A 13,052-nucleotide genomic window follows, 5' to 3' on the forward strand; every position below is an offset into this window, starting at 1 on the left:
GCTATAATTAGGTAAATAGTTTTTCTTGTGCGACTTTCTACTTGCCGGTGGAAGTCCATTAGCTGCCATTGTGCAGCTTTTTTCGTTTCAACAAATATTGTTTGTAAACACCTCCAAAGGAATTAATTCTTTTGGATGCCCAATCTGCTGATTTATAAAAATATCTTGAACATTCTCTACAAGATATAAATTCCTTTTTTTCTCCGGTTTCTTGATTAATGCATAAAACTGGTATCTCATTTTTTATCAATCCACTAGTATTTATTTTTATTAGTCCATTTTTAATGGCATGTAGATTATTTTCTCTCGTTGTGCACCATTCCAAATTACCTACAGTATTATTTGTTTTAATTCCATCGATGTGGTTTACAAATTGTCTTTTTGAATCATTAGGTAAAAAAGCAATCGCAACTAACCGATGTATGAAGATATGTTTCATTGATCCTTCTTTATAAAGATTCACATAGGCGTATCCGTTTTTATTGATTATTGGTTTAAGCTGCCTTCCGTGTTTGTTTATCACATTTCCGCTATTACTAATTTGATAACTTTCGTATCCTTCAATCGGTTTCCACATAAATTTCTCGACACCTCGCTTTTTTCATGCGTTCGATATTTTGGCGGGTTTTGATAGTTAAATAATTTGCTCGCCACCAACGATCAGCGATTATTTTGCCAATTTTTAAAGCTTCGGCTCTATTCATCATCTTCACCTAGTTCTAAACTCATTTGACGTACAACGGTTTTAGTGGCTGTTGATGGTTCCCAGTCGGTGATATAGTCTAATACTGTTTGAAAATGTTTTTGTCTTAGTTGTGTTCGAGTACTAACCCCAGTAATCTTTTTGACGCCACTATTAATGTCTCTGTGAAGCTCCCCACGTTGTTTGTTAGTTAATTTTCCAAAACTACGTCCAACTTCTGCGACACGTTGATTAATTCGCCGGGTAACATATCCGTAGTCTCCTGCACTCAACACAATATTTTCTTCAAGATCCGTCACTCGTTCTTCGACTTTTTCAACTTTCTCACTAGTGTTTTCTTGGTATTGGAACATTAATCGCAATGCTTCTTGGGGTGACTGTGGAATTTTTAACGATTGCTTTTTAATAACTGTCTCCATTTCGTTAAATCGTTCGATATAGGCCAAGGCGAATTGAGTACCCTTTGCGCCAGTCATTCGTGTTGAGTATAATTCGCAACCTTTTTTTGTTAAAAGATAACAAAGCAATTCTCGTCCAGAAGCATCTTCATATGTTGACTCTATAAATAATTCACTCGCCACACTTTTGTGGTCAGTAAGATGGTTCTTAATTTTTGTGATATCTCGTAAAACTTGGTCGTGCCGTCTTCCGACCATTTCAGCAACTTCTAAACTTGTAATTGTTTTTTCTAATACATTCATAAAAATCCTCCTTCGTAAAAATGTAATATCTGTACTAGCTTCTTACTTGGCTTTCGTTAAGTCACACTTGTTGTATAATTTCATTTATGAAAGCGAGGTGATACTATGAGTAGAAAGTCTAGTATTAATTTCAGCGGCGACCTTGAAAAAATCATAAAATCTAAAGCAAACAAGATTTTGAAAAATGGCGTCGATTATACTTGTCCTTCCTGTGGAAAGAAAATCAAGATATCAGATGGGAAAAACAAGTGTAAGTATTGTGGAACTGTAATTGATTTTAAAGGTAGGGTTTAGTCCTCTTTAATTCCAATTTCAAACTCCATTGAAGCCAATTCGTCTGCCAACGTTTTGGCTTCTTTCAATAGTTCGACATATCTTTCTGCTTTTGACACTGCTTCTTCTACGCCGATTACATCAACTTTCACTTTTAGTCTTTCTTCATTCATTCTGAAACCTCCTCTACTAATAAATCCATTATTTATTCAACCAACTTTCAATCGCATACACTGCCGCAGTCCCTGCAATAAACAGCAACGCAACTTTTAGGTTGTAATACCCAAGAACTGCAATCATTCCCAAAACTAATAATGTGTCTAGGTCGTTGATAAATTTTTGTGTTTTCATTTTGTGTCCTCCTTTGATGTCATAAATGGATTAAGCTCCTTTCGTTTTTTTCGCAACATATTCATAAAGAGCAATACTAGAAAATTTCCAATCATTCCCAATTTGAATTCCAGGTATTTTCCCTATTTTTGCTTGTGCGAACAACGTTGGCTTGCTAATGTCTAAATAATCAGCCGCTTTTGCTGAGTCCCAAACTTCATTTTTAATCGTATTCTCAGCCATTAATATCTTTAAATCATTTAAATCAAGCAGCGCTAAAGTTTGCATAGAAATTACCTCCTATCGAATTTTGTATTTTTCTATGATATTTGTTATTTGTTTCCAATGATTATTCATAATTTTCCTAAGGTACTGTTCCGTGATGTTGTATAATTTTCTTATCAGCAAGTGGTCTGCTGAAATAACTGATAAGGAGGTGAAACGTATGAGTAAAACTGATAAAGAATTAGCGGTTGATGTTGCTAAAGCAGTTATTGAAGCAAACTCAGTAAAATTAGCAATTGCTTCTAACAACGTCAAACATCAAACGAATCCGGTAAATCTAGATTCAATCAATGCGATTATTAAATCTGTTCATAAAACGCTTCAAGCTTTACCTGACGACAAATAGTAATAGTCGCATTAACTTCATATTTTTCATTTAGAACTTCTAGATCAGCTAGGAGTTCTTTTGCTTTTTCAAAAGTGTCAACCTGTGTTGTTACCACCATCAACTGTTTTTCCGTTTCATTCATTTAGATACCTCCTGTTTTTCATCAAACTTAATATCAAGAAGCTTTTCAATTTGCTTCAATCGTTCTTTCGGTTTTCTATTTTCCTTCAAAATATCAGCTAGATAACTCATTGTGATATTCATTTGACGGGCCAGTTCACGTTGACTCCAGCCTTTTTTAATAAGGGCGATTTTCACTTCGTCTTTTAAAGACACATTTTTCACCTACTTTCTATTCCTTGATAGAGAATGTTTTGGTATAATCTACCCGTAGTTCAAACTACTGAAAGGGGCTGATGTTTTTGGAAGCCTTTTTGAACTCAGCTGCGTCTCGATAATTTGGTTATCTCCATTGGTCATTACTTTCGTGACCCGCAGATGTCTAGCATCTATAAAATAGTTATGTGACTGATGGGTTAAATGATGGGTGTTCTCGCAAATATCAGATAAAATGTCAGATCACTAGATTGTAGAGATTGGAAATTATTTCAACAGCAGTGCTGGACGTGATACCAGTGAAGTGTTGAAGACAGGTCGACAACTGTCTGTAGACTTTAAAAATTTCACAACCTGTTACGGTGTCGAACGTAGCAGGTTTTTTTATTTGAATAACTGGTTCATATCCAACTCGCTAAATTCTTCCTTAATCCGTTTCAGCAGTTCAAAACTAGGTTTAACAAAACCATTCTCAAGCTTCACATAATGCGAATATGAGACTTGAAGCTTCTCAGCCATTTCTGACTGTCTAAGTTTTTTTGATTTTCTGAACTCTTTCAGTGCAGAGTTCATTGTCATCACCTCCAATAGATTATTTACGCATATTATTTACATTTTTTCATTGACTATTACTGTATATATGCTATTATGTAAGCATAAGAAATACAGCACACAATAAACATAGCTTACTGAGTGTCTTGGCGGACTATTTAGTTAATGCTTGTGCTTTTTGTATGCCGTAAATAACTTGCTTACAAAAAGAGTATAACTGAATATAATCTATTTGTAAATAGATTAATTGAAGTTTTTTCTATTTTGTATGCATCTTTAGAAAGGATGCTATCTTTATGCTATTAGATCGTATAAAAATATTGCTGAATGAGCGCTCTATGACTCTAGCTGAATTAGAAAGAAAAATGAATTTCAGTAATGGTAGTATGTCGAGATGGAATAAAACTATTCCTTCGGTTGAAAAAGTACAAAAAGTCGCCGACTACTTCGACGTCTCTACCGATTATCTTTTAGGACGAACCGAAAATAAATATGCTGGTCTTTCAGACGAACAACGTAAAATGACTATTGAAGAAGCTTTAAAATCCGCTATGGGTAAAGATGGAAAAGAAATTGCTAAAGAAGATATTCCTGTGCTCGAAAGAATTATCGAGGCGTTTTTAGACGGAAAATAGTTGGTGGTGATTTATTTGGACAATTTAATAAAAAAGATTATTGAGATATTACAAGTAACAGTAGTTTATGATAACGAACTTACAAAAAATGCTTATTGTTTTCCAAATTTAAATTTAATAGTAATCAACTCATGCAATCCTGAATGGGAACAACAAAAAGATTTACTGCATGAGTTGGGGCATCTCGCCAAACAACGTAATAACTATAAATTATACAACCTTGCCTATTCTCTTCGTTCTCAAATGGAAAACGAAGCTGAAGAATTCATGATTGAAAAAATGCTAGAAGCAAAACTAAATGATCCAGACTTCGAACCTAGTTCTTTTAATTACATAAACTTTTTAGAGAGTTACGAAATTGAAACAAGGTACGAGCCTGTGGTAAAAGAGTTTATGACGAAATATCTCGTTGGCCTTAAAGCTGACAATATATTTTTTTAACACAAAAACGAACATACGTTTGTTAAAAGGAGGAAAAACAATGATTTATCAAGAATTTAAAGAGTGGTTAGAAAAAAATGCACGAGGATATGAGCTGTTTTATGACAAAGCCCTAGAATTGCAGCATGCCAGAAACAAAAAGCGTACCGGTAAAACAAAAAAATGGACTGATTTAAAAATGGAACGTGTTGTAGAAAATATGTGGGGCGACGTTGCGAAAAATGCCTATGAAAAAATCAAAGCTGAAAAAGGTGTCCCGAAATATAATGGGTACAAAATTTGGTTAGACTTTTTAAATGAAATTCAATTTTTAGAAAACTTCGATGATAGCATGGCAGAACTAGAATTTGAATAAGAGGACAAGTTTTTGATTAAACAATATAAGAAAAAACACATCCTTCCGCCGGCAAGCTAGTGGATGTGCTTCACAAAAAACCTATACGTAGGCTTATTTGCCTATTGTATCAGACCTGAAAGGATGGTTCAAATGGCAAGTGAACTTGTTGGATCCATTGAAAAACGTGGTAATAAGTATAGACTACGGGTAACTGTTGGTTACAACGAATCGAGAAATCCCATTCGTAAATCTAAGTTAATAGACGCTGCGAATGATAGAAAAGCTTACAATGAATTGGATAAATGGATTGCCGAACTTGAAAGAAATGGATACAAAGATTTCTCTACTGTTACCTTTAAGTATTTTTATGAGAATCATTGGAAAAAAGATGCGATTAAGCAACTGGAACCCAGAGCATACGGTGATTACAGAGAAACTATTGAAAAAAGACTTTTACCACAAATTGGTAAAAAACGTTTACTCGAAATAAAACCACACATGATTCAAGAAATAATAAATGATGCGAAAAGATTGGATGGAAAAGACACTGAACTTTCATATTACACAAAAAAGAAGATATTGAATGTTGCGAGTAGTGTATTTAACTTAGCTATGATTGGTTATCGTATGATTGAAAGTAACCCAGCTAAAGATGTCCGCATTAAAAAAAATAAAAGTGAAAAGAAGAAAATACAAGAACCTTATTCTCTAAGCGAGATTCAAGTTCTGTTAGAAAAAATAAACCAAGAGTCTGTTCTACTAGATACCAAAGCATTAATCCTTACAGCGTTCATTACAGGGGCTAGAGAAGGCGAATTAGCCGCCTTGGAACATATGGACATAGATTTCCTTAACAAGAAAGTAACTTTCCACCAGCGAATTACTAGAGCCCTTTCAGAAGATAATTCCAAATGGGAGTATTATAGAGCTGACGGAACAAAAACTGGTTCTTCCGTATCAATGAGTGTTCCCGATGACTACTTACAACTCATGTGGTCCCTAATTCAAAAAAGAGAATCAAAACAAAAGGAACTAGAAATTAAGCCTGAGCACAATTACATTTTTGGTCACATCGATGGTTCATTTAGTTTACCAACGTCTCTTTATCGAAAGTGGCGTAGATTTTGCAAAGATGAAGATATACGATTTATACGTTTTCATGACTTACGACACACAACTGCATCGTTTCTGATTGCTGATCCAGATATTCCTATAAAAGTTATCCAAGAGCGATTAGGGCACAAAGATTATCGAACAACGGTTAATATGTATGCTTCCGCCCTAGAAGAATCGGATAAATTAGCTGCAGATGTTTTCAGTAAAATAACAAGCAAAGCGGGGCAGAATTTGGGGCAGAAAGATAAAAAAGATGAATTAGCAGTGAAAAATAAAGATGAAAAAGTTATTGATATTGCTCGATTTTTATCATAAATAACATTAATTTCCCAACTCGTAACGCGTAGGTCACAGGTTCGATCCCTGCAGCTGGCATAACTAAACAAAAAAGCCTGTCTCAAATTTGAGACAGGCTTTTTTTATGTTTAGCTATATAATCTCCTTTTTTAAATTATTAGTAGGATGAAAGATTATTAACAGCACGCATTAGCTATAATATTATTCATATTATGTAGATAGGATTGATAAAAACGAGAAAAATAACAGGATTAATCACTCTAGTTCTTTTAGGTTTTATGGGCTACAAAGCTTACGACTACTATCACCCAACCGATGTATCAACCTCTCAAGATAATCCCAAACCATTAGTTCCAAACTCTTACGTTAAAGCAACCATCAGTAAAAAAAGAGTACGCAAAGGACCAAATAGAATTGATGAACAGACTATTCCTCAAAAGCTCCATAAAAAACGAACACCGTTAAAATAAAAACGAAATGACCTCTTTTATTTATTTTTGTACGTTTACTCTTTTGTATCCTTTCTTCTATAATGAAGATACGAGGTGATAACTATGATGAAAAGACTTTTTTATGCTGCTATCTGTACTTTAGTTTATCTTTTTATTTCGAATATTGGTAACTTTGTATTTGGAATCAGCGAGCGCTTTAGTTGGACAACCACTTTATGGGAGGCTCTCTTTTTCTTCATCTTCATTTTCTTAATTCAAGGCTTTCGAAATAAAAAATAATAAAAACTAACTTATGCACATATTAACAGACTTATCCACAATATATTGTGCCGTTTCATCTACGCAACTCTATATTTTGTGCCTATTATTATTTTTTCTTACAAAAAAAACGCTGATTTTAAAGTCAGCGTTTTTTTGTAAATTATTATTTTGTACCAAACAAACGGTCACCAGCATCCCCTAGGCCAGGAACGATATAGCCGTGTTTGTTTAAATGGTCATCTAAAGCCGCAGTAAAGATATCAATATCTGGATGGGCTTCTTGTAACGCTCGCACGCCTTCTGGAGCCGCAACGAGACAAACAAATTTAATATTTGAAGCCCCACGTTTTTTCAATGAATCAATTGCCATGATGGCAGAACCACCGGTTGCTAACATTGGATCTACAACAAAGATTTGACGATTATCAATATCTTCTGGCATTTTGAAGAAGTATTCATGTGCTTGTAATGTTTCTTCATCGCGGTATAATCCAACATGACCTACTTTAGCAGCTGGAATTAATTCCAAGATACCGTCTACCATGCCTAAGCCAGCCCGTAAGATTGGCACAATCGCAACTTTTTTACCAGTTAATGTTTTTTGCGTAGATTGTGCAACTGGTGTTTCAATTTCAATATCTTCTAGTGGCATATCCCGTGATACTTCATACGCCATTAACATCGCGATTTCGTTTACAACTTCCCGAAATACTTTTGTACCTGTATTTTTATCACGAATAATTGTTAATTTGTGTTGGATCAATGGATGATCGATTACTTGAAATTTGCCCATTGTAAAAGCTCCTTTAGTTTTTATTTTATTTTAAAGCAAATACGCTGGTTTAACAACTAATCACTTTATTTTTTTCTGCCTTGCTAGATCAATTTTTCTCTGCCAAGACACCTGGTCTACTTTTTGCCAGAAATTACGGCGATAATAATACATGAGCCACAAACCAACAGCTATGATACCTAGAGCAACGACTGCATTGACTAAAGTTGCATCGATAAGGTTTAACAAGGCCACATAACCGCCAATTAAAACTGCCCCTAAAATCATGCTGCCCCACATCATAAAAATTAACCCAACGCGACCACTGCCTCGTAAAAAAAGCTGTGTAAAATTCGTCCAGTCTACTAAAAGCAGTCGATAATCTCGCACAAAATAAAATTGTGACAACAAAAGCGTACCCAATAAGCTGCCAAGCACAAACGATACAATAAAGAATAATGAGCCTTGTAAAACAAGACCCGTAGCTAAGGATAAAATTAAGGTAATCCCACCTTGAATAAGCAGTCCTGTTTTAAATTTAGCTACCAAATATTCCTTGCGACTCACAGGCAATGTCTGCATATACGTATAATTTTCTCCATCTAAAGAAATTAAATTGCCGACAAAAGAAGTTTGATTAATTGTTATTAAAGCTAAAACTATCCCACCAAAAAAGGCTACCCCGACATATTTTAAAGGCAGATCACGCAAACTTAAGCTGCCATTCAAAGCAAAAGTAGCTATAAAGACCACTGGAAAAACCAACGAGGAAGACAGTACTTGGGTAATCAAAGAGGGATTTTTTACCAATTCGAAATTATACCGACGTAAAATCTGTTGCAAGTTTTGATTTTTCTTATGTTTTCGCCGCACTACTTGTTCTGTAGAGGAAATATTGGTCACTTGTTCATAAAGCTGTGGTAAAATCTGCCACTTCACCAAGAAAGCTAAAATAAGTAAAAAGCCTACTACACCAACTATACTTATTAATCCCTCGCCAGAAAAAGGCGCATGGGTAATATGAAAGAGTGGCAGCATTGGCAATATGATATTACGATCTGCTACATAGCTGTCAGCTGTATCTTGATTCATCAACATAATCCCAATAATAACCAGCGCCATTGTCACCCATAAAAGAAGAGTGGTCATTAATTTCTTATGCTTTTGGAAAACTTTGGTCTTCGTTATACCAAAAACAATCAAGCTACAAATTGCAAATAAAATTAACAAAACAACAATAAATAATAAGCTACTAATCACACCAGCTAAGACGATGTTTAGTTTACTTTTTAAACTCGTTAGAAAAAACAAGATAAGTAAAGGAATGATAAAGGGAACTACTGATAAGGCCACCACGATATTTTTAGCAATAAAAATCTGACTTTGTTTAAATGGCAGCGGTAGATAACTGCCCAAATCTTTACTCTCAAAGAAAATATTGTAAATAATACTTACCCCTTGGGATAGTCCTAATAAGAAAAAAAGCATCGCAAAATACGTAAATGTTCCGGGCATTTTGGCAAAGTCAGTCATAAAAAGCATCGAGCCATAGACTGCTAAAAAGACCAAACCAGACAACAGATACTGGTTAATAATCGCTTGGGATAAGTTCTTACGTCCTTTTTTCCGTAGCCGATCGGTAGCTTGGGGATTCGCATAACGTAAGCTGGTGGCAATTAAACTCTTTAATTGCTTACTCATCACCATCACCTGCCAACTCCTTGACAATCTCTTCACTGTTTTTACGCCCTGCCATTTTCAAATAAACCGCCTCTAAGGATTCCTGTGGATTTTCAGCTAATAAGTCCGTCACGGAACCATTATAAATTAGTTTTCCTTCCTTTAAGATGGCCAGTTCATCACACAACTGTTGCGCTGTATCTAAAACATGGGTTGAAAAAATGACGGTTTTTCCTTTGGCGGCATGTTTTTTCATCAATTCTTTTAAATCAAAAGAAGCTTGCGGATCTAACCCTTGCATTGGTTCATCTAAAATCCAAATGTCTGGATCTGGCAATAAAGCACCAATAATAATTGTTTTTTGCCGCATTCCATGAGAAAAACTCGCCAATGTTTCATCGATGTGATTTTCCATACTGAATAATTCAACTAATTCTTTTAAGCGCGTTTCTTTGTTTTCTAATTCATAAGCCGCAGCAATCAAATCCCAGTATTCTCCTGCTGATAATTGCAAGAAAATATCTGGTGAATCTGGTACGTAGCCAATTTTCTTTTTTATCGCCAGCCGATCTTCAGAAAGTTCTTTGCCATCAAATAAAATTTGACCTCTGGTTGGTTCAATAATACTGACTAAGCTTTTAATTGTCGTGGACTTTCCGGCTCCGTTATGACCTAAAAAGCCAAAAATTTCCCCTTCTTTAATGGTTAGCGTCAAATTTTGTAATGCTGTCTTTTTACCGTAATCTTTTCCCAAATCCTGTAACTCAATCATATTTTTCACTCCTTATAAACCTATGAAGATTGCTTATTTTAAACTAAATAGGCGCCTTACAACTTGTTATCTAGTATCATACTACAATCCTGCTTGGGATAAAAATGCAGTCTTGCATTTTTTAATAAACTTTCATTTGCAATTTTTCTTTGCAAAGCTAGTTAAAAAATCAGCTTTACTTTTACAAAAAAAGCGGCAATCAAAAAGATTGCCACTTTAACGAAATGATTTATTTTTCTAAGTCTTGGTAAATATGAAAGCGATCTGTTAGGCGCTTTACGCTTGCTTTGATTTTTGCTAACTCAGCTTCATCTTCGCGGTTTTTCAACGCATTCACAACTAATTGCGCTACTTGGGTACATTCTTCTTCTTTAAACCCACGGCTAGTCAAAGCCGGTGTTCCAATCCGAATGCCACTAGTTTCCATTGGGCTTAGCGATTCAAAAGGAATAGAATTTTTGTTTAACGTAATATTCACTTTATCTAAAACATGTTCGGCAATTTTACCTGTAATATCTAAACCACGTACGTCTACTAATAACAAGTGGTTGTCAGTTGCCCCTGAAACAAGCCGCGTTTCTGGTGTTTGGTTGAAGACTTTTGCCATAGCTTGTGCATTATTGATAACTTGTTGACTGTACTCTTTAAAACTTGGATCAAGTGCTTCTTTAAAAGCGACTGCTTTTGCTGCGATGACATGTTCCAATGGTCCACCTTGGATACCAGGGAAAACAGCACTATTAATTTTTTTGGCTAAATCGGGATCGTTGGTTAAAATCATTCCACCCCGAGGCCCCCGCAAAGTTTTATGGGTGGTTGTCGTAGTAATATCGGCGTAAGGAATTGGCGATGGATGTAACCCCGCTGCAATAAGACCGGCAATGTGTGCCATATCAACCATTAATTTTGCGCCAACTTCATCGGCGATTTCTTTAAACTTCGCAAAATCAATTGTCCGTGAGTAGGCACTCGCGCCTGCCACAATAAGTTTTGGCTGATGTTTACGCGCCAAGATGCGCACGACATTATAATCAATCACTTCGGTTGTAGGATCAACACCATAGCTGACAAAGTGATAGGTTTTACCGCTAAAGTTAACTTTTGAGCCGTGGGTTAAATGCCCACCAGCAGAAAGATCCATGCCTAAAATTGTATCTCCTGGTTGAACCAAGGCTAAATAAGCAGCAGTGTTGGCTTGTGAACCAGAATGAGGTTGAACGTTCGCAAATTTAGCACCAAATAGTTCTTTGGCCCGATCAATTGCCAAATTTTCGGTGATATCAACAAATTCACACCCACCGTAATAACGTCGCCCAGGATAACCTTCTGCGTATTTATTGGTCAAAACACTTCCTTGAGCTGCCAAAACGCCAGGTGAAACGATATTTTCTGAAGCAATTAACTCCAAGTTGTTTTGCTGACGATTAAACTCATTGTCCACAGCTTCCCATAATTCTGGGTCAAATTCACGATAATCCATTTTAGCCACTCCTTTTAAATTAACACTCTTTTTTATCAAACATTTAGACTAAGGAAAAAAAGTCACTTAGTATTGAAATTGTATCATAAAAATAAGGCGCAAAAGAAATCTTTCGCCCCTTATTTTTTATCGCTATTTTTCAGCACTAAAATATTGTTGATTCGCTGATTTTTTCAATCGATTCATATAGGCGGCACCAATGCCTTCTTCAGGATAAACTTCAGCCAAAATAACATCTAAGTCTAAAGCCTTATCATCCAACGCCCGCAAACCGGCAAAAAGCCCCTTTGCCGCTGATTTTGGCGTATCTTGACTATACATAAATACACAAGCCGTATCATAGCGCATTTCTTCTGAGATACTTGGACCAGCTAAAACTCCAGATCGCAAATGATTCTCTTTCACCCAGGCCTTTGCTTTTTCCCAGTCGCCGTTTTTTACTAATAAAACTTTCGTATCTGGCGCATAATGCTTATATTTCATACCTGGAGCTTTTGGTGCTTCACTTTCACTGACTAAATGCTTGTCTAGTGTAACGGCTACGCCTAATGTCTGGGTTAATTCTTCTTGTGTAATAGCACCAGGTCGTAAAATGACGGGTGCTTTTGTGTGATCACTTAAATCTAAGACCGTTGATTCTAAACCAATTTGAGCAGCACCATCATCGACAATTCCGGCGATTTTTCCTTTTAGGTCATGATACACATGCTCACTTGTCGTTGGACTTGGTTTACCTGAGGTATTAGCACTTGGACCTACTAGCGGAACGCCTGCTAACGCGATTAATTCCCGTGTTTTTTTATTCGCTGGCATACGAAAAGCTGCTGTGGATAAACCACCTGTAACAACAGCAGGTAAACTATCTTTTTTGATGGTAAAAATTAACGTTAGCGGTCCTGGCCAATAAGTTTCGACAATTTTTTGCGTTAACGGATGAAAGTTATCCACATAATCTTTCACCATTGCAAAATCTGCCACGGTGACAATAAGCGGGTTATCGCTAGGACGTCCTTTAACTGCAAAAACCTGCTTGACAGCCGCAGGTAAAAGTGCATTAGCACCTAGTCCATAGACTGTTTCAGTCGGAAAAGCGATCAGCTCTCCTTTTTTTAATTTTTCTGCCGCTGCTTGTAATTGATCGGTTTGGTATACCTTCGTTTCCAATCTTTATCCACATCCTTTTTTCACAGAATAGGCGAGTTTTCAACAATTTCAATAAACTTATCCACTTTTTGTGGATAAGTGATTTGTCAAGTGTGCAAAAGTCTGTTCATAACTTTTATTTTGTGAAACAGTTCTGC

21 protein-coding genes are annotated in these 13,052 nt (G+C 35.9%); 7 read left to right on the forward strand and 14 right to left on the reverse strand.

Annotated features, from left to right (window positions below; translation table 11 throughout):
* Positions 1-58 precede the first annotated feature (58 nt).
* From P3T75_RS10990 to P3T75_RS11000, 3 genes are read right to left on the reverse strand one after another with little or no spacing between them, the layout of a single operon-like run.
* The gene (locus P3T75_RS10990; protein ID WP_282461607.1) at positions 59-577 is read right to left on the reverse strand and encodes an NUMOD4 domain-containing protein; all 519 of its coding nucleotides are present in this window, start codon (positions 575-577) and stop codon (positions 59-61) included.
* Complete coding sequence (locus tag P3T75_RS10995) at positions 561-707, reverse strand: hypothetical protein (RefSeq protein WP_282462619.1); 147 nt, start codon at positions 705-707, stop codon at positions 561-563. Before P3T75_RS10995 ends, P3T75_RS10990 begins: the two co-directional genes overlap by 17 nt.
* Positions 697-1,404 carry a Rha family transcriptional regulator gene (locus P3T75_RS11000; protein ID WP_282461608.1) on the reverse strand — a complete coding sequence of 236 codons (708 nt, stop codon included), beginning with the start codon at positions 1,402-1,404 and terminating at the stop codon, positions 697-699. The genes P3T75_RS10995 and P3T75_RS11000 overlap by 11 nt, the downstream gene beginning before the upstream one ends.
* 105 nt (positions 1,405-1,509) lie before the next feature.
* On the opposite strand from P3T75_RS11000, the gene P3T75_RS11005 reads away from it, so the two are divergent.
* A complete protein-coding gene (locus tag P3T75_RS11005) occupies positions 1,510-1,698 on the forward strand; it encodes a zinc ribbon domain-containing protein (RefSeq protein WP_282461609.1) in 189 nt (62 codons plus the stop codon).
* Here the strand turns inward: P3T75_RS11005 and P3T75_RS11010 are convergent.
* From P3T75_RS11010 to P3T75_RS11020, 3 genes are read right to left on the reverse strand one after another with little or no spacing between them, the layout of a single operon-like run.
* Positions 1,695-1,850 (reverse strand): hypothetical protein, encoded by a 156-nt coding sequence (locus P3T75_RS11010; RefSeq protein WP_282461610.1) that lies wholly within the window; start codon positions 1,848-1,850, stop codon positions 1,695-1,697. The genes P3T75_RS11005 and P3T75_RS11010 overlap by 4 nt on opposite strands.
* A 28-nt stretch (positions 1,851-1,878) precedes the next feature.
* Positions 1,879-2,028 (reverse strand): hypothetical protein, encoded by a 150-nt coding sequence (locus P3T75_RS11015; protein WP_282461611.1) that lies wholly within the window; start codon positions 2,026-2,028, stop codon positions 1,879-1,881.
* A gap of 30 nt (positions 2,029-2,058) precedes the next feature.
* Positions 2,059-2,295: a helix-turn-helix domain-containing protein gene (locus P3T75_RS11020; protein WP_282461612.1), complete on the reverse strand. Its 237-nt coding sequence runs from the start codon at positions 2,293-2,295 to the stop codon at positions 2,059-2,061.
* Positions 2,296-2,452: 157 nt separating this feature from the next.
* On the opposite strand from P3T75_RS11020, the gene P3T75_RS11025 reads away from it, so the two are divergent.
* The gene (locus P3T75_RS11025; RefSeq protein ID WP_282461613.1) at positions 2,453-2,638 is read left to right on the forward strand and encodes a hypothetical protein; all 186 of its coding nucleotides are present in this window, start codon (positions 2,453-2,455) and stop codon (positions 2,636-2,638) included.
* Here P3T75_RS11025 and P3T75_RS11030 read toward each other — a convergent pair.
* The 3 genes from P3T75_RS11030 to P3T75_RS11040 all read right to left on the reverse strand — a co-directional run bounded on the left by P3T75_RS11030 (position 2,592) and on the right by P3T75_RS11040 (position 3,529).
* Positions 2,592-2,762 carry a hypothetical protein gene (locus P3T75_RS11030; protein ID WP_282461614.1) on the reverse strand — a complete coding sequence of 57 codons (171 nt, stop codon included), beginning with the start codon at positions 2,760-2,762 and terminating at the stop codon, positions 2,592-2,594. The genes P3T75_RS11025 and P3T75_RS11030 overlap by 47 nt on opposite strands.
* Positions 2,759-2,956: a helix-turn-helix domain-containing protein gene (locus P3T75_RS11035; protein ID WP_282461615.1), complete on the reverse strand. Its 198-nt coding sequence runs from the start codon at positions 2,954-2,956 to the stop codon at positions 2,759-2,761. The genes P3T75_RS11030 and P3T75_RS11035 overlap by 4 nt, the downstream gene beginning before the upstream one ends.
* Before the next feature lie 384 nt (positions 2,957-3,340).
* Positions 3,341-3,529: a helix-turn-helix domain-containing protein gene (locus P3T75_RS11040; RefSeq protein ID WP_230711352.1), complete on the reverse strand. Its 189-nt coding sequence runs from the start codon at positions 3,527-3,529 to the stop codon at positions 3,341-3,343.
* A gap of 275 nt (positions 3,530-3,804) precedes the next feature.
* Between P3T75_RS11040 and P3T75_RS11045 the strand changes: the two genes are divergently transcribed.
* From P3T75_RS11045 to P3T75_RS11065, 5 genes are all read left to right on the forward strand, one after another.
* The gene (locus P3T75_RS11045) at positions 3,805-4,143 is read left to right on the forward strand and encodes a helix-turn-helix domain-containing protein (RefSeq protein ID WP_230711353.1); all 339 of its coding nucleotides are present in this window, start codon (positions 3,805-3,807) and stop codon (positions 4,141-4,143) included.
* A 3-nt stretch (positions 4,144-4,146) separates the two neighbouring features.
* Positions 4,147-4,584 (forward strand): ImmA/IrrE family metallo-endopeptidase, encoded by a 438-nt coding sequence (locus tag P3T75_RS11050; protein WP_282461616.1) that lies wholly within the window; start codon positions 4,147-4,149, stop codon positions 4,582-4,584.
* 40 nt (positions 4,585-4,624) lie between these two features.
* Positions 4,625-4,939 carry a hypothetical protein gene (locus P3T75_RS11055; RefSeq protein ID WP_282461617.1) on the forward strand — a complete coding sequence of 105 codons (315 nt, stop codon included), beginning with the start codon at positions 4,625-4,627 and terminating at the stop codon, positions 4,937-4,939.
* Positions 4,940-5,071: 132 nt separating this feature from the next.
* On the forward strand, positions 5,072-6,352 hold the full coding sequence (locus P3T75_RS11060) for a tyrosine-type recombinase/integrase (protein WP_282461618.1): 1,281 nt from the start codon (positions 5,072-5,074) through the stop codon (positions 6,350-6,352).
* Between the two features lie 206 nt (positions 6,353-6,558).
* Positions 6,559-6,804: a hypothetical protein gene (locus P3T75_RS11065; protein ID WP_282461619.1), complete on the forward strand. Its 246-nt coding sequence runs from the start codon at positions 6,559-6,561 to the stop codon at positions 6,802-6,804.
* Between the two features lie 406 nt (positions 6,805-7,210).
* Here P3T75_RS11065 and upp read toward each other — a convergent pair whose 3' ends face one another.
* The 5 genes from upp to P3T75_RS11090 all read right to left on the reverse strand — a co-directional run bounded on the left by upp (position 7,211) and on the right by P3T75_RS11090 (position 12,915).
* A complete protein-coding gene (gene upp, locus P3T75_RS11070) occupies positions 7,211-7,840 on the reverse strand; it encodes a uracil phosphoribosyltransferase (RefSeq protein WP_173102291.1) in 630 nt (209 codons plus the stop codon).
* A gap of 60 nt (positions 7,841-7,900) precedes the next feature.
* On the reverse strand, positions 7,901-9,526 hold the full coding sequence (locus P3T75_RS11075) for an ABC transporter (RefSeq protein WP_282461620.1): 1,626 nt from the start codon (positions 9,524-9,526) through the stop codon (positions 7,901-7,903).
* Positions 9,513-10,271 carry an ABC transporter ATP-binding protein gene (locus P3T75_RS11080; protein ID WP_230710190.1) on the reverse strand — a complete coding sequence of 253 codons (759 nt, stop codon included), beginning with the start codon at positions 10,269-10,271 and terminating at the stop codon, positions 9,513-9,515. Before P3T75_RS11080 ends, P3T75_RS11075 begins: the two co-directional genes overlap by 14 nt.
* 229 nt (positions 10,272-10,500) lie before the next feature.
* Entirely contained in the window at positions 10,501-11,751 is a 1,251-nt protein-coding gene (gene glyA / locus P3T75_RS11085) for a serine hydroxymethyltransferase (RefSeq protein ID WP_282461621.1), read from the reverse strand.
* A gap of 132 nt (positions 11,752-11,883) precedes the next feature.
* Positions 11,884-12,915: an L-threonylcarbamoyladenylate synthase gene (locus P3T75_RS11090; protein WP_282461622.1), complete on the reverse strand. Its 1,032-nt coding sequence runs from the start codon at positions 12,913-12,915 to the stop codon at positions 11,884-11,886.
* Between the last annotated feature and the right edge of the window lie 137 nt (positions 12,916-13,052).

It is taken from the genome of Enterococcus montenegrensis (assembly GCF_029983095.1).
In the GTDB taxonomy this organism is placed as follows: domain Bacteria; phylum Bacillota; class Bacilli; order Lactobacillales; family Enterococcaceae; genus Enterococcus_C; species Enterococcus_C montenegrensis.